The organism is Paenibacillus sp. J31R122, assembly GCF_056269185.1.
Genome location: NZ_JBWDNM010000027.1, coordinates 19,416 through 34,550, shown reverse-complemented (window position 1 = coordinate 34,550; position 15,135 = coordinate 19,416). Strand labels below are relative to the sequence as shown.

12 protein-coding genes are annotated in these 15,135 nt (G+C 42.8%); 2 read left to right on the top strand and 10 right to left on the bottom strand.

All coding sequences use genetic code 11. The features are described 5' to 3' along the window. Positions 1 to 8 precede the first annotated feature (8 nt). From AC0YN7_RS28580 to AC0YN7_RS28560, 5 genes are all read right to left on the bottom strand, one after another. Positions 9 to 1,805: an extracellular solute-binding protein gene (locus AC0YN7_RS28580; RefSeq protein WP_475813405.1), complete on the bottom strand. Its 1,797-nt coding sequence runs from the start codon at positions 1,803 to 1,805 to the stop codon at positions 9 to 11. Positions 1,806 to 1,947: 142 nt separating this feature from the next. Next, complete coding sequence (locus tag AC0YN7_RS28575) at positions 1,948 to 2,856, bottom strand: carbohydrate ABC transporter permease (protein WP_475813404.1); 909 nt, start codon at positions 2,854 to 2,856, stop codon at positions 1,948 to 1,950. Positions 2,857 to 2,878: 22 nt separating this feature from the next. Next, a complete protein-coding gene (locus AC0YN7_RS28570) occupies positions 2,879 to 3,820 on the bottom strand; it encodes an ABC transporter permease (RefSeq protein ID WP_475813403.1) in 942 nt (313 codons plus the stop codon). A 194-nt stretch (positions 3,821 to 4,014) separates the two neighbouring features. Continuing rightward, positions 4,015 to 5,619: a response regulator gene (locus AC0YN7_RS28565; RefSeq protein ID WP_475813402.1), complete on the bottom strand. Its 1,605-nt coding sequence runs from the start codon at positions 5,617 to 5,619 to the stop codon at positions 4,015 to 4,017. A gap of 9 nt (positions 5,620 to 5,628) precedes the next feature. After that, positions 5,629 to 7,524 (bottom strand): cache domain-containing sensor histidine kinase, encoded by a 1,896-nt coding sequence (locus AC0YN7_RS28560; protein WP_475813401.1) that lies wholly within the window; start codon positions 7,522 to 7,524, stop codon positions 5,629 to 5,631. A gap of 449 nt (positions 7,525 to 7,973) precedes the next feature. On the opposite strand from AC0YN7_RS28560, the gene AC0YN7_RS28555 reads away from it, so the two are divergent. Next, entirely contained in the window at positions 7,974 to 8,459 is a 486-nt protein-coding gene (locus AC0YN7_RS28555) for a hypothetical protein (protein WP_475813400.1), read from the top strand. 1,319 nt (positions 8,460 to 9,778) lie between these two features. Here AC0YN7_RS28555 and AC0YN7_RS28550 read toward each other — a convergent pair. Both AC0YN7_RS28550 and AC0YN7_RS28545 read right to left on the bottom strand, forming a co-directional pair. Further along, positions 9,779 to 10,348 (bottom strand): hypothetical protein, encoded by a 570-nt coding sequence (locus AC0YN7_RS28550; protein ID WP_475813399.1) that lies wholly within the window; start codon positions 10,346 to 10,348, stop codon positions 9,779 to 9,781. A gap of 196 nt (positions 10,349 to 10,544) precedes the next feature. After that, positions 10,545 to 11,351 carry a hypothetical protein gene (locus AC0YN7_RS28545; RefSeq protein WP_475813398.1) on the bottom strand — a complete coding sequence of 269 codons (807 nt, stop codon included), beginning with the start codon at positions 11,349 to 11,351 and terminating at the stop codon, positions 10,545 to 10,547. 319 nt (positions 11,352 to 11,670) lie between these two features. Here AC0YN7_RS28545 and AC0YN7_RS28540 point away from each other — a divergent pair, with 319 nt between their 5' ends. Further along, entirely contained in the window at positions 11,671 to 11,820 is a 150-nt protein-coding gene (locus AC0YN7_RS28540; protein ID WP_475813397.1) for a hypothetical protein, read from the top strand. A 208-nt stretch (positions 11,821 to 12,028) separates the two neighbouring features. Here AC0YN7_RS28540 and AC0YN7_RS28535 read toward each other — a convergent pair whose 3' ends face one another. The 3 genes from AC0YN7_RS28535 to AC0YN7_RS28525 all read right to left on the bottom strand — a co-directional run bounded on the left by AC0YN7_RS28535 (position 12,029) and on the right by AC0YN7_RS28525 (position 15,074). Then, on the bottom strand, positions 12,029 to 12,382 hold the full coding sequence (locus AC0YN7_RS28535) for a hypothetical protein (RefSeq protein WP_475813396.1): 354 nt from the start codon (positions 12,380 to 12,382) through the stop codon (positions 12,029 to 12,031). A gap of 753 nt (positions 12,383 to 13,135) precedes the next feature. Further along, the gene (locus AC0YN7_RS28530) at positions 13,136 to 13,612 is read right to left on the bottom strand and encodes a hypothetical protein (protein ID WP_475813395.1); all 477 of its coding nucleotides are present in this window, start codon (positions 13,610 to 13,612) and stop codon (positions 13,136 to 13,138) included. Positions 13,613 to 14,372: 760 nt separating this feature from the next. Then, positions 14,373 to 15,074 (bottom strand): GH25 family lysozyme, encoded by a 702-nt coding sequence (locus AC0YN7_RS28525; protein WP_475813394.1) that lies wholly within the window; start codon positions 15,072 to 15,074, stop codon positions 14,373 to 14,375. Positions 15,075 to 15,135: the final 61 nt, after the last annotated feature.

Sequence of the window (15,135 nt, the reverse complement as noted above, 5' to 3'; positions counted from 1 at the left end):
CTTGACGTTTACTTACCCACGACTACCGGTTCATTGCCGTATACATTGCGAGGAATCGTTTTGCTAATCTTCCATTCTATCTTGCCTGCAGGCGTATTGGCGTAATCCTTATATTGCTTGTTAAATTCCTCGATCGTCTCGTTGTCGTGACCCCGTACTTTCATTTCATTTAGGAAATTATCATAAGCCGCATTAAAATCATTGTCCGACTTCGCCATCATCATCTTGGCGTAATATTTAAGCCGAATGTCGTTTTGAATAGGCGAATACTTTTCAATATTTCCGCTGATGATTGGAATTAAATTGTTCCATACCGGATTCGGCGTAATGAAACCCTGCTCCCAATTGAGTTGTTCGGCTTTGTACATTTCCGCATTCTGAACAGGGAATGGCGGTTCAAGCACCAAGATATGGGTTGAACTTACGCTCGCAATGTTTTTCCACCACCAGAAGCCGATTTCCGTGACGTTTTTCATTGGATTCGTTCCACCCCAGAACTTATCGCTCATGAACACTTCATCGTGCTGCACGGCTGCGCCATCCTTGACGCTATGAGCACCAAGGGATTCCGGTCCCCATTCCATGATTCGGTATGCTTCATCCGTCTGCATCCAATCCAACGCCTTAAGCAAGAGATCGGGATTGTCGCATTCGATCGTTACGCCGGTTCCGTTGCCGCCGAAAGGAGAGAGGTAAAGATACGGTAGCGGCTTCATTTCCGGGACTTGCGGCAGCTCTGTCATGCTGTACCATTCTGCCGGGAATCCGTTCTTTTCCAACTCCGCGTACGTTGTTGTCGTCGGGAGTTTGTATTCCTGCAATACGAACGGATTCGGAGCACCCCATCCACCGGTAAATAAGGCCCCGTAGCGCAAGCTATTCAGTTTTTCATTATAAAGATCGTCCTTATGGTAGGGGGTCTCCGCATCCAAAATGCCTTCTTTGTACATCTTGTTGAGCCATTGCCAAGCCTGCTTGAATCCCGGCATCCGATAATCCGGAAGCAATGTCCCATCCGCTTGCTCATTCCATTTGGCCGTGCCGAACATGGCCGTTATCATACTTGCATACGAGAAATTTTGACCGCCAATGGATAAGGGAATGATTTTACGGCCTTTACCGTCCGTCATTCCTTTGATTTTTCCGAGAAAAGTTTCCAGGCCTTCAAGCGTTTTGATCTCATCATTTGTCATTCCCGCGGTTTTAAGAAGATCCTGACGAATCCACAGCCCATCCGCTTTGCCGTTCCATGCCGAAGGTTCTTCCATAATCGCTTCATATCCGGTCGGAACGAAATAAATATGTCCATCGCTGGCTCTCCAGAAATCGATAATTCGTTTGTCTATTTTCGCAAGATTCGGATAATTTACGGGATCCTCAAAGTATTTGTCCAAAGGGATCAGCTTTTGCGCTTTGATCAACCGTGCCCAGATTTCGCTGCTGGCGCTTAATGTAATCGCATCCGCAAGGCTGCCGCTCGCAAGCTTCAGATTCACCTGCTGCGCGACATCGCTGCCATTGCCGGCTTCCACTGTATCCCAGACGATTCCCGACTTCTGCATAATCTCCTTGGTTCCCGGTCCATCCAGATTAATTGGGGTAGTCATCCCGGGATAATAGAGAGAAAAATGATTGGAGCCTTCCGCGGGTTTGGACTTCGTTTCCGCCGATGATGTCACCGGAGAGCTTTGGGCATCCTTTTTTTTGGCGGAGTTCGTATTGTCGCCTCCATTGTCGCTACATGCAGATAGAATGAGAGAAATGGATATCAAAGACCCGAGTACAACAGATAATGCTCGCTTCATGGAATGTCCCCCTATAAATAGTTTTACTACTCGTTGATCATTATGATTAACGGATAAGCCACAATCCCGGTTGGAACCTTTGCAGGGCCCTTGCTGGGAACGAACCAAGGATTAAGCCGGCCGTATCATACCTTTTGACTCTTCATTCCTTAATGGATCCAATCATGACGCCTTTGACGAAAAACTTCTGAACGAAAGGATAAATAAATAGGATAGGCAAAGTAGAGACCATAATGGTGGCCATCTTGACCGATCTTGTCGTAATGGCATTTAGGTTATACAAGCCTACGATATTTTTGGTTTCCATCTGAGTACTATTGATCATGTTAATGGCATCGATATCGCTCATGATTTTCTGAAGATAAGTCTGAAGAGGCTGGAGATCAGGGTTGTTTACGTAAAACGCGCCAGTAAACCAGTCGTTCCAATGTCCGACTGCCGTAAAGAGGCTTAAGGATGCCATTAACGGAACGGAAAGAGGCAATACGATCGCGAAGAAAATTCTGCTGTATCCGGCGCCATCGATTCTTGCCGATTCGATAATGCTTTCGGAAAGATTGCTTTTAAATGAAGTCTTCATCACGATCATGTTCCAGACACTAAATAGACTTGGAATGATATACACCCAGAAGTTGTTTATCAACTTCAGATTTATTAATTGCAGGTAGTATGGAATGAGTCCGCCCCCGAAAAGCATCGGAATAAAGAAGATCGTCACCAACGCTTTCCTGCCGAGCAGCTCCTTGCGCGACAATCCGTATGCGACCATCGCGGTAACCAGCATCGATCCTGCCGTTCCAATGACGGTGCGCAGCACGGAAATCTTAAAGGCCTTATAAATCGCCGGATCCGTCAGAACGACTACATAGTTGCCGAGCGTAAATTCCCGAGGCCACCAGTAGATGCCCCCCTTGCTTGCATCCATTCCTTCGTTTAAGGAAAGAACGAGAATGTACCAGAACGGATAGATGAACAAGAACGACAAAAGGATGAAGAAGACGGTTTCAATCCATCGGGTGACTTTATATCCTTGGCTTAACCTGATTCTCATATTGACTCCTCGCCTCATTGGATTACCAGATCCCTTCTCCGCCTAATCGTTTCGATGCCGTGTTGCAAACAAGCAGCAGAAGGGTAGCCAGAATGCTGGTCACCATTCCAATGGCGGTTGTCATTGAATACTGCGCCTGTCCGATGCCGAGCCTCAACACATAGGTATCGATGACTTCGGCAACCCCCATATTCGCAGCGTTGATCATCGGGTAGATCTGATCGATCCCTATGCTCAGCAGGCCTGGAATGGAAAGCACCAGCATGATCGATATAATGGGAACCAACGCTGGGAGCGTTACATATCTCATCTGCTTGAATCTCCCCGCTCCGTCCATACTCGCAGCCTCATATAATTCGGGATTGATGGCTGAAATGGCCGCCAGATAAAGGATCGAACCCCATCCCACTTCTTTCCAGATACTGCTGGTCAAGAACATAGGCCGGAACCAGGTTTCCGAACCCATAAAAGGGATCGGCTCTATGCCGAAGCTTTGAATGACGGAATTCACTGCTCCGCCCTGTATAGAGAGCAAGGCATCCAGAAAACCGAACACGACCACCCATGAAATGAAATGAGGCAAGTAGCTGATCGACTGTACCGTACGTTTAAACGCCGCATTGCGAATTTCATTGATCAGAATGGCCAGGATAATCGGAGCGGGAAAGGTAAAAAGCAGCCTCAACATCGTCAACAAAAAGGTGTTCGCGGTTGCCTCCCAGAAATCGCTGCTGGCCATGAATTCCCGAAAATGATCCAGTCCAATCCAAGGACTGGCCCACATGCTCGTACCCAGATTGTAGTCTTTGAACGCCAATTGCAGACCTAACATGGGGATGTAGTTAAAGAGAACGACAATGATCACTCCGGGTAAAATAAACAAATACAACGGAATCATGCTTTTCATTCTAACGATAGAGGTTCTACCGCTTTTAATCCCAACCGTTTCAGTGACTCTGCTCACCTGAATCCCTCCTGCTCATGCGACGGCCCGTGTTCGGAGCCTGATATCGCTTTTAAAAAAAGCGCTTACAACGCCGCTTGATTTCGATCTCAGGTTAATTATAGTTTTCCGATTGCACCGCGGGCAATATACGAACCGCATGATTTATTACTCGATTTCATCAATATGGCCGAGAAGCCGATCGTTGCCCTTGGCTAGGAATTGCGGAAATCTTTGGGAGATAACCCCGTGTATCGTTTGAAAATATTGCTGAAATAGGCTGGATTCTGATAGCCTACGTGCTCCGAAATTTCGTAAAGCTTGAATTGCGGATCTTTCAGCAGCTCCTTCGCCTTTTCGATCCGAAGCCTGGTCAGGTACTCCGTAAAGGATTGCTTTAATTCGGCTCGAAAGAGGGTCCCGAGATAACTCGGGCTGAGGTATACTTTTTCAGCAGCATCCTGCAGCGAGATATCCTCGCTGTAATGTTCGCCGATGTATTCGAGCGCGATTTTTATAATCGATCTGTGCCTGCTATTTTTACGTTCGGCTATCTGATCGCAAAATTGGATGAGAATTTTCTTTGTCTCCTGCAGCATCTGAAGGGTTCCGTTGCAGCTAAGCAGACGCCTCCACAGCTCCTTTTCGGAATCGAAATCTTGTCGAAGCGATTCGCCCAACTCACCGATGATACGGATCGCGCGACTGACAAGCTCCATGCAGATGCACCCGGTCTCCGTATCGGTGATGGAGTCGGATTCGATTAATTTGCGTATGATCAACCGAAACGTTTCGTCGATACTGCCGCTGTCTCCTTGCTGGAGGCTTGTCAGAATATCCGATACCGATCTTTCGATCTCGACGCCGGTTCCATGCCATATCTTCTTCTCGCCGATGTCATACCAATAGATGATCTGCCCCGATCCGATCAGCAGTCTCTGGTGTATCGCTCTCTGCGCGAGACGGAAGCTATCCACGATCTCTTTCAGCGACTCGACAGCAGGACCGATACCGATATTGATTTTGCAGCCCAGCTCGCTTTCTACCTCCGAATGGAATCTCTCTAGCCGTTGTTCAATAATTCGATTCGGGCTCGACTGGACAGGGCATCGTACAATAAGAATTGTATCGTCGCGGGAAATATGGACTTCTTCCAGAATGTCGCCTAACGCATGATGGGCTATTTTTCTTATTTTCAAATGTTCGAGTTCCCTATTCTCTTCGCTGACGCTTGGCAATCGGTCGCCGGAGTCCCTGTTCACAATTAGGACGGCATGGGATACGGCCATTTCGAACATTTGCAAGTATAGGGAACGCTTGCGAAAATCCTCTTCGGTTCCGGCATGCCCATAGATCAATTCGTGCAGAAAATTCTGCCGTGCAAAAGGAAGAAACTCCCTCAACTTTTCGCGTAGCTGCGAATCCTCCTCTTGTTTTTGCAAATGACTGAAATAAGAATGTTTAACTTGGTCAAGAACTTCGGCGAGCTGTGAAAAATCAATCGGTTTGACTAGGTAGGCATCGATGCCGATATCAATCGCGGTCTTGGCGTACTCGAATTCCTCATAGCCCGATACCATGATGATCCGAAGTTCATGGTTAAGATCCCGCATGGATCTGCACAGTTCGAGCCCGTCCGCACCAGGCATGCGGATATCCGATATCATCAGATCCGGAAGGTTGTCCGCGGAGAGTTCCAATGCCTGCCGAGCGCTCTCGGCCTCCCCCGTGACGACCATCTCGTACGCGCTCCAGTCGACATGCCTAATAAGCCCGCTTCTCTGGCCTTCCTCATCATCTACGATCAGTACCTTTATCATAGAGAACCCTCACCCTCTCATTGGAATCCGGACTTCCACGGTAGTCCCTGATTCGATGATGCTAGTTATGTTCAAATCATAGTGCTCACCATAATGCTTCTTGAGACGATCGTGGACGTTCCGCAAGCCAAAGCCTCGCCGTTCCTTGCTTCCGTTAGATTCGTTCAGCAGTTCGGCAATCGCTTCGCTAGTCATCCCGCATCCGTCATCGGTCACTTGCAGTGAAAGCGATTCATCCCTTCGTTCGGCTTTAATCGTCAGGCTGCCACGGCCGGATGTGTGCACGAAGGCGTGAGTCAGCGTATTTTCTACAATAGGCTGAAGTGTCATCTTAATGATTTCATAGTTCAGGATATCGCTATCTATCTCGTACCGGATCTGTACTTTATTCGGATACCTAATCTGATGTATTTCAAGATAGGCCCGGACGTGCTCAAGCTCGTCTTTGAGTGTCATCACATCCTTGCCGCGGTTTAGGGAAAGCCTGAAAAAACGAGACATGGCATCGATGACCTTGTATATCGCTTCGGATCCGATATCCATGGCCATATATTTCACCAGCGCCAGCGTATTGTACAGAAAATGGGGATTAATCTGCGCCTGCAGCAAACGAAGCTCTTCCTGTTCAGCCCAGGATCGGGTATCGGCTAGATCTTTCACTGTCAGGTCAAGCTGCTTGGACATAGAGTTGAATTCGTTTTCCACGGCAGCCAGTTCATCATTCTCGCGGATACGGACCTGCATCCCGAAGTTCCCGTTACGCACCTCGCGAATGCTTTTTAACAAGCGTTTGAGCCGACCGGTCACATTGATCCCAAAGTGGGTAAGAACGGATAGGGAAAGCACGATGAACAATAAGCTTACGATAATCGCGATATTTCTGATTAATCGAATTTTATGCCATAACTCTTCCTGGCTGACGACCGCAATTAATCTCCATCCGAGCTTGTTTGTCTGATACACGATAAGACTTTGCTTTCCGTCGATTTTCGTAAACATCCAGCCGTTATTATTGCGATATACGGTATCCAGATAGGGCTTTTCCTCCGCTAAAGCCCCCGCCTCCGCATTGCGCGAAACGGACAACGCTCGTCGGTTTTGGTCAAGCAACATAATCTCGCCGTGTTTGTCCTGCAAGGGGTTCGTGATTTGACCAAAAACGGTTCTACTGGGGATTTCGAATTTGATAAGGCCATAATTTTTATCTTCCAGATAATCTTTAAGCCAAACGCTGACATGCAGGATGGGATCTCCCGGCGTACGAACGTCGACATACCAATAGAAACTTTGGCCGGGCGAATTCTCCATTGCTTCGTACCATGGCTCCTTGTACGCTCTCTCCAGCTTGAATACGCTTCCAAGGTCTTCGGGCAAGGTGGGGTTATCCTGATAAATACTGATCCTTCTCATCGGGAAATAGGTGCCCAATCTTTCCATCAGAGAATTGATACTTTGAAGGCTGTCCACCGCATCCGACGCATTGGTATACTCTTGCGTCAGTGCGGCGGCAAGCCTTGGATCTAAAGAGAGCTGCGCCAAGATATTCTGGTATCCGGTAATCCTGAACTGTACGTTTTCATTCAATTGATTAACCATGCTTACCAAGGAATCGCGGCCTTCATTTTGCGCCAAAGGAAGAGTAGTCGAAAATAAGAGTATCCCCACCGTTAATACTGGCAAAATTAAAAATACGAAGCATTTGATGAGCAATCTCTGAAGCAGTCCGATGTTACTCCAGCGCCTATGCATGCCGTGAAATACTCCCGCGGTTGTCGCCATATGCTTATCCAATTGAATCGAAATCATCTCCTTAAGCTTATTAAAGGATTCCGCGATGCCTCTTACCTCGTTGTGAACGCTTCCATTGAAACATCTTATATGAAATTTGCCACAACGTATAGCCATCAGACTTGTACTCTTCGATCCGGGTAGCCGCTTCAAGTCGTCGCGGAATACGGATTCTTCTCCCCTTTAATCCTCGAGAAGTTGCAACATCCCAAGTGTAGAGTCGAAGGAGGTCGGCTTTCACCTACCTCCGTCCGCTCTATCAAACGAATCTCTAGTATCCTTTAAGGTTCTCAGGCCAGAAAGGAGATCAGTTCGTAAGAGAGCGACCAGTCCATGTTGAATACAATCTTATCCTTGCTGGCTGATGAAGTACAAGTTGTCGCCGAAGCTAGGAATCTTCATATCCTTTATGGGCATCTGCACAATCATATAGTTATTAACCCACATACTGTAAACACAGGTTATTTGACTTTACGAATAGGGGATGTTTCTTTGTTAGCCTCTACTAATGTCGAAATATAAAGCTCATTTTATGCATTATCTTTATAAAGAAATGGAGGTATTGTATGACAAATTTTTTTTCTTTTCACGGGACTGTCACTATGATTAGTGATTTTTTTACAGGTCAAAATGAAGAAGGCTGTTATAAATTAATATCTGTAGAAAACGGATTGGGAGCATTAGTAAATTTCGTGGTGTCACCCACAACTTACTTTGTAGACCATGTAATGGTGGCAGTAGGAGATCACGTGACTGGATATTATGACGGAAATGCACCAGCTCTTTTTATTTACCCTCCACAATATCAAGCACTTGTCATGGTAAAAGATAGCCCATATCAGAATGTAAAAGTAGATTATTTTAATAGTGAGTTGGAGAGTAGTGATGGACGATTACGATTAAATATTTCTCCATATACTCAAAAAGTATTAACAAATGGGCAACTCTTTTCAAGAACCCCTGCGAACCGAGATCTAATTGTTATTTACGGACCTGCCACAAAAAGTATCCCCGCCCAAACCACACCCTATAGAATTATAGTTTTGTGTTAGGGGTTATTATAGAAAATTCCTGTTCAGAATATTAATTGGTATATAAAAACACAAAAGACTCGTCCATTTCGGCGAGTTTTTTAATTATATTTTGTTCATTGACCAAAAACTTCCTCAGCTTAATGCACCCGATATCCTTCATTGCAGCTAAGCTGTCCACTACAGAGGATGGAATAATATGCGCAATTCCTTAGTTCAACTAAACTGCTGCCCTTAGTTGAGAAAAGACTGCCGATCTGCTGGCAGCCTTGAAGGTGATTATTGAGCAAACGTTACTCGTTAGCGCAACATTTATTGCTCATGCTTCGGGTAATATTCAAAAAATAAATACTTCCAATCACTCATGAAGTCACTTTGAAAAATTCTATTGTAGTAGCTAATATGTTCATTCCAGAAATCTATAGAGTTACAATTGTACTTACCTGAAATGAATGATGGGTAGTTATGGACTGAACTTGCCATAATTCTTATTTTTTCTGTATCCTTTTGATCGATCACATTTATTAAACTTTCTAATATGTACTTGATCGGACCAATGCTCTGATAAACCCTTTCTATGTTTTGAACTCTATCGTACAGCCTTATTCTTTTAAGTTTTGAGATAATATTTTCTTTGTATTGATGGTTTTCAACTAAATTCAATTCATTTAATAACTTCTTAATTGAACGATAATTAATTTCTATTTCCTCATGTAACCAGCGTTGATACTTAAGTGATAGTTGAAAAAGTAAAGGGTTTATCGTTCAAATGGACATGTCAATATATGCTTTAACTAATATTACCATATGCCATTGAAGAGAGATATCACTGACTGCTACCACGCTAATCTGCACGTTAGCTTAACAAAGAAATGAAGCAGCTACCGTGAACTGCTGCTTGTTTGTTCAACAATAGTACTCGTTAGCGGAACAACGAACTTTTGGATTATTAATTAATCATTTCTTTTTAAAAATTGAATAAGAAAAATAAATCACTCCACCAACACCTAATATCATTGATATACCAAACAATATCCATACTATTTCTATAACAGTATCACTAGGACCGTTACCTACTGGACCAACTTTTGTTTCAAAAAAATTATTTAGTTTCCATATACCATAGAAAATGAGAAATATTGATGCGAACAATCCAACAAAATTTTTCTGTTTAATGTTACTAACTCCCTCCATCCGTACTGATATTGAAGTAACTCAGTCATTAACTTAATAAACAGATAATACCACATATTGGAACTATTCTGCCCGTTAGCTTAATAAAAAGAGCAGGCTACCGTAGCGCCCGCTCATCAATGTGTTCATTCAACTAAAGTTTCCCGTTATTTGAACAAACGAGTGGAGTTTCCGGATCCTCCGACGGTCTTTTTTATACAGTGTCGGCACTCGCACCTTGTTTGCTGAGTATATCGCCAGACAGCCGCAACCGTTGAAAGTCCATACAGCAGCCATACCCCATAAACGAACAGCACGATTAGTCCGCTGTCATCGAATCGAACTGGGCCGTCAGACAGACCAAGCGCTTGCATGATGCTACCAAGGATAGCAAGAACACCCATAGGGATAGTCAAACCCGCAGCAATCCAGCCGGGAGTGATGATAAGAAGCCTGGGGACTTTCCTTCCTCCCAGAAATGGCATCCAATCCGGGAAAATACGACCCCATCGTCGAACAAGTGCCAGCGAGAGCAGCGTACTCCCGATTAATAGCAACATTTCTCCATAGGCGGCGTTATGGGCGAAGGTTTTTCCTCCTCCAAACGTGCCGCCGAGTGACCAGTAAAGTTTCAACAAGGGGTAAGGGAATGAGAGAGCCAAAGCAGTATATGCTGCTCTGTTACCGACCGGGAGCCGTTGATCGAAAGTCGATCGCGATTGTATCGTGAAATGCATTTCGTCGCTTCGTCAGAAGCGAAATGGGTGCAGGGGGAAACCCTGCCGCACACATTGCGAAGCAATTAAGCGTCTGATACCCCCATAGGGATCCCACCAATAAAACGCGGAAAACGTACGCTAAGCAATTCGTTGCAACGCAAAAAAAGAGCCTTAGGGTCTTTTTTGCATTAATGAGTGAACAGTCGACTAGTACTTATTTATTGATACTTGCACGTCTCTTTTTTAAGATCATGATAGAAGCTAGCATCAATACTGCAACTGTCGTCACGATTGCAAGCGTAAAAACGGTATTATTTGAATTTTCTTCTCCGTTTGCACCAATGCCTGATGCCCCACCATTTTGTTTAACGTTCTCGTTTTTTTCTTTTTTCACCTTATAAAGTTGATCTGCAAACTCACTCAATTTTTTTTCATTATTTTTTTCAAGACCTAGTATTTCGTTATTTCTTAGAGGAACAATTTTATTTCCATCTGTATCCTTACTCATTAAAGCAACAAGTCCAAAACTACTATCATATACTAATTTGTATTCATTTTTATTTTTGAGTTTTACTTGAGCTTCAATAATATCATTAAAAAGAGTTAAATCACTTGAAATCTTGAATACTTTCCACTTACCCTCTTGCTGTGTCGCAAAAACTACCCCTGTTGGTTTTTTATTTAATTCAATCGGAAAAACATACCCTTCAAATTGAATTAAATCATCAGGAATTACATCATTCTTATCCACCTTATCATCCATTGTAGATGTAAAATTTGGAGAAACTAAATAAAAAGGAACTCCTTCACCCAGTACCACCTCGGCAGCCTTCTCATTAGGTTTCATTCCAAACTTGTCTTTATCGTTTTCAAGAGATGTTTTATACGACTGAAAATCGCTCTCCACCGAAGATCTTACATCATCAGGTACAGAAGCAGCCAACACACCGTTCAATAATAAAGTCATGGATAGTAATAAACTAGTAATTGATGCATATAAAATCTTTTTAAATTTCTTCATTTACAATCCCTCCTGTATTATCGGTATTAGCTAACATAGATATTATCCAGAGTGAATGTCCGATCAAATTAGGGATTGCTAACAAAGTTGTTATAACTCACCGGGATAGTCTTCTCTTGAGTTCTTCCGCAGTGAATGCACGCGCCCCTCGAAAGCCGTTGGAAACATACGAAAGTCGAAATAAGCAATGCAGCCCCCACAAGGCAGACTATGCGGGACGCAAATCCGGTCCACTCAACGACGGGCGGCAGACCGGGAAATACCTGCGACACCCGCAGCCCGAAGTCCGTCGAAAATAATTCCTGCTGAAGACCAAACCATGAGCAAACAAACAACCCAGGCTGCGACCAACAGCATTTGCCGTGAAATGATACGTACTCTCGGCCATCCGATAGCCAGCAGCAGAACTATTACGCCGAGAATCGCCGCTGAGGAAGAAGCCTATTGCGGAGCAAAACCGCTCGTATAATCCTCCCATTTCGGTAGCATTGGTTTCAAAATGCTCATCGCTATAGTAGCTGTAAATGCCGCGAGCGTCGCCCATACCTTGACAGGCAATTGCTCAAGAAGCTTTGATTTTGTCGCTTTTACCACTTTATTACAGAATTATTATTCTCATTCTGACATGGAAGTCAGTCTACGGAAAACGGACTCAAGTCTAAATGTTCTACTGGATATTAGTTTAACGTCTTATTAGCAAATTTCGGAGTTGGAAACTCTATAACTTGAATATTAAATAGATCCAGGACCGCAATAATAGCTAAAGCTAAACCTCTATTCCATATCTCATCAATCCAATTTTCTTCAAATTTCTTAGTGCATTCACTAATAAAAGCCATATTGATAATGATTGGAGATGCTACGGGTATCTCAGAGTAGAGATGTTCCTTAACACCAACTTTATCAATCATCCACTTTAGCCCTGCGTAGACTCCCATAAAGTATTGATCTGTTGCATTCTCATGTGTATTTATCCATTCACGTAATTGATATTTCCGCTCCTGAGTCATCTCCACAGTAACAGTGAACATAAAATCAACTCTTTTATAGTTTATTGTGAAACTCCATTTGCCTTAAGCTCCCCTTATACTACCACATATTGGAACTATCCTACCCGTTAGCTTAACGCTAATAACTAGGACATCTGTACAAAAACCATTATTTTGTGAGCATGTTACCTCGTAGATACCAAAACGCACTTAACGAACAGAACGGCCATATAAGCCGATTTCCCTTTATGATCGAATTGAATGAATTCGACCTATAAAAAGAAAATGGCTTGTATGGCCGTTTATATGCTTCTGAGAAGGTTTTGTGTGTAGACATGTTCATAAAAATGGGTGTTTTATACAAATGTTTGGGACAATGGTTCTCAGAAGAAGTCTACGTTACGATTAGCGTCCATCGACGAAAGAAGCCGAAAGAATAAGCATAGAGCATTTCCACCGGTTAGCAGCCTTAGATATGCTTATTTTTGTATATGAAATTTGGTTTCAAAGTGAAGGAATATATCGGAAGCATGGCGCTTGGATAAGTACTATTTCACATTTTATTGCTAATTTGTTGAGTGTTATCGTCATCATATGAACAGATCGTGCGTCAGCACGCAATACATGAGATCATCCAGCAGGGCAACGGACAGCCCCCCCTGAAAAAATAAAAGAACGCAAACACAAAAGCAGCCTAAAACCTAAAAAACAAAGTTTCAGACTGCCGCACTGGTTATTTATCTATTTATCGTTTTCCGGGTTAGTGAGCATAGGCTACTTCTCCCTTGTAAATCATTATACGATTGTTTGAAGGTTATCTGCAAAAATCGCATTGAGGATTTGGCAATTAATTACCGCGTCTGGTAAGCCCAATATAGGGGAATTTACGTTAAGGAGAATTGAACAGTCTCGCTCATTAAACCAGTCTATGCTGTCCACAAAAACTGTCAACGTCCCTCCCGGTTGTTTTACATCAAAACTTATCTGTGTAAAACCCTGTGATGCTGCTTGTACATAAAAATTGCGTATTTGAATAAATGCAGGGCAACAAAATCGTCCTGGTCGTCGTCCCGAGCTTCGTCCTGGGAGAGCCATGATTCTGGCTTTATTAGCCGCCAAGACTTTTTTAGCCATTTTCGGAGTTACTTTTACAAGTGTGGATTTTTTGGGAGTCGCTTTTGACAGTGTAGACTTTTTCCGAGTTACCTTTGCAGGTGTGGCTTTTTTGTTCCGGATCGCGGCAGTCCGTTTCTTTTTTAACTTATCTATCATTATCTCAACCTCCAATATAGTAGTATGAGATAAGATATTCATAGTGACCAATCGAAGATTGTACTAATCTATCAAAATTATTTTTATGCTTCTGGAGAGGTTTTGTTTAAGGATACAGGCACAAAGGTAGTTGTTTTGTGTGCATGTCTTATTAAGCTATTGTTACTCGTTAGCTCTAGAATAAATGCCTAACTGTCAGGTGATAAAAAAGTCAGGAACCGTTTTTATTGATTTTACTGGATTTGTGGCAGCATGTGATAAACTCGAAAAAAGAAAGTGCGAAACAACCAGATATTACCATAAAAAGAATGATAGAAACCGCAATCCTATGTGTATTTAGAAAAAAATGAATTTCTACTATTAAAAACTCCCTTATCCCTAAACAAATTAATAGTGCTTCCAACGAACTCAAAGTACTTACCCAAAAAAAAAGACTTTTCAACTCTATTCTTGATTAGAGCCTCATTTATTAAATCAAAGCTAAAATCTCGAATCTTATTATTTTTGTTCCTCAACTCATTAAGCATTTGTTGAAGCGTGCGACCTCCATAATCTCTTGAAATAATCGTGTTAATCGCTTTAATTTGCCTAGGGAGTGAACCTTCAATGGCTTAAGGCGCGTATACGCCGGGTCCGACGGACTTAGCCTGTGCAAGGTTGTTCGCTGATTCCACATCCCTGCCAATGGCTTCTTGCGAACCAAGTGGCGTCAGCCGCGCAGCGTAGATACGGCATTATACGATGTCATTGCCTTCCATGATTAACTGAATTTCTTCTTAAAATCTTCGATATTACCGTTAAAAACATTGATATCAACATACATATCTATTCCATTAATTCTCCCTCTATTGTTATACTGCCAAATTATCCACTTACGATCACCAAGAGTTGGAAATTTAAAAATGTCACGGATCCATACATCATAATCTTCAAATTTCCCTTTAACGTAAGTATTGTATGTATTGTATGTAACATAAAGTATCGGCTTCTTCTCATAATAGTCTTCAAGTAAATTAGCTAATATCTTCAACTCTTCTTTAACTTCCTTAGGGTCATGATCTAGACGAATTTCTATATCAATAACCGATGGTAAGCTGTCCTTTTCCTTTGGAACAATATTCATAAATTTCTTTGCTTGTTCCTCAGCAGAACTTCTCATTGAAAAAAAATGATATGCCCCTGTTAAAATCCCCTGTTTCTTCGCTTCCTTCCAATTAAATTCAAATTTATTATCGATAAGGTCATTTCCTTCCGTAGCCTTAATGTATACAAAATGATACTCGTTTTCCTTTCCGACTTCTTTCCAATCAATGTCACCTTGATAATGTGAAACATCAAGCCCTTTAACTTCATATTTCATTGCAAAAAATGAATTATGCCAAATAACTCCTTTATATTCTAAGAATGCTAAAATGATGATTATAAGAAGTGCTAATACCATAATATTCCGTAATTTTCTCATTGGTTCTCCTTCATTTTTAAATTTGCAATGATTTCGTATAACGTATCGTATACACGACGTC

Coding starts and splice junctions, on each gene's coding strand:
- AC0YN7_RS28525 (WP_475813394.1), bottom strand. CDS start 15,074: ATGAGAAAATTACGGAATATTATGGTATTAGCACTTCTTATAATCATC.
- AC0YN7_RS28560 (WP_475813401.1), bottom strand. CDS start 7,524: ATGGCTATACGTTGTGGCAAATTTCATATAAGATGTTTCAATGGAAGC.
- AC0YN7_RS28550 (WP_475813399.1), bottom strand. CDS start 10,348: ATGCATTTCACGATACAATCGCGATCGACTTTCGATCAACGGCTCCCG.
- AC0YN7_RS28545 (WP_475813398.1), bottom strand. CDS start 11,351: ATGAAGAAATTTAAAAAGATTTTATATGCATCAATTACTAGTTTATTA.
- AC0YN7_RS28555 (WP_475813400.1), top strand. CDS start 7,974: ATGACAAATTTTTTTTCTTTTCACGGGACTGTCACTATGATTAGTGAT.
- AC0YN7_RS28535 (WP_475813396.1), bottom strand. CDS start 12,382: ATGTTCACTGTTACTGTGGAGATGACTCAGGAGCGGAAATATCAATTA.
- AC0YN7_RS28575 (WP_475813404.1), bottom strand. CDS start 2,856: ATGAGAATCAGGTTAAGCCAAGGATATAAAGTCACCCGATGGATTGAA.
- AC0YN7_RS28540 (WP_475813397.1), top strand. CDS start 11,671: ATGAGCAAACAAACAACCCAGGCTGCGACCAACAGCATTTGCCGTGAA.
- AC0YN7_RS28580 (WP_475813405.1), bottom strand. CDS start 1,805: ATGAAGCGAGCATTATCTGTTGTACTCGGGTCTTTGATATCCATTTCT.
- AC0YN7_RS28530 (WP_475813395.1), bottom strand. CDS start 13,612: ATGATAGATAAGTTAAAAAAGAAACGGACTGCCGCGATCCGGAACAAA.
- AC0YN7_RS28565 (WP_475813402.1), bottom strand. CDS start 5,619: ATGATAAAGGTACTGATCGTAGATGATGAGGAAGGCCAGAGAAGCGGG.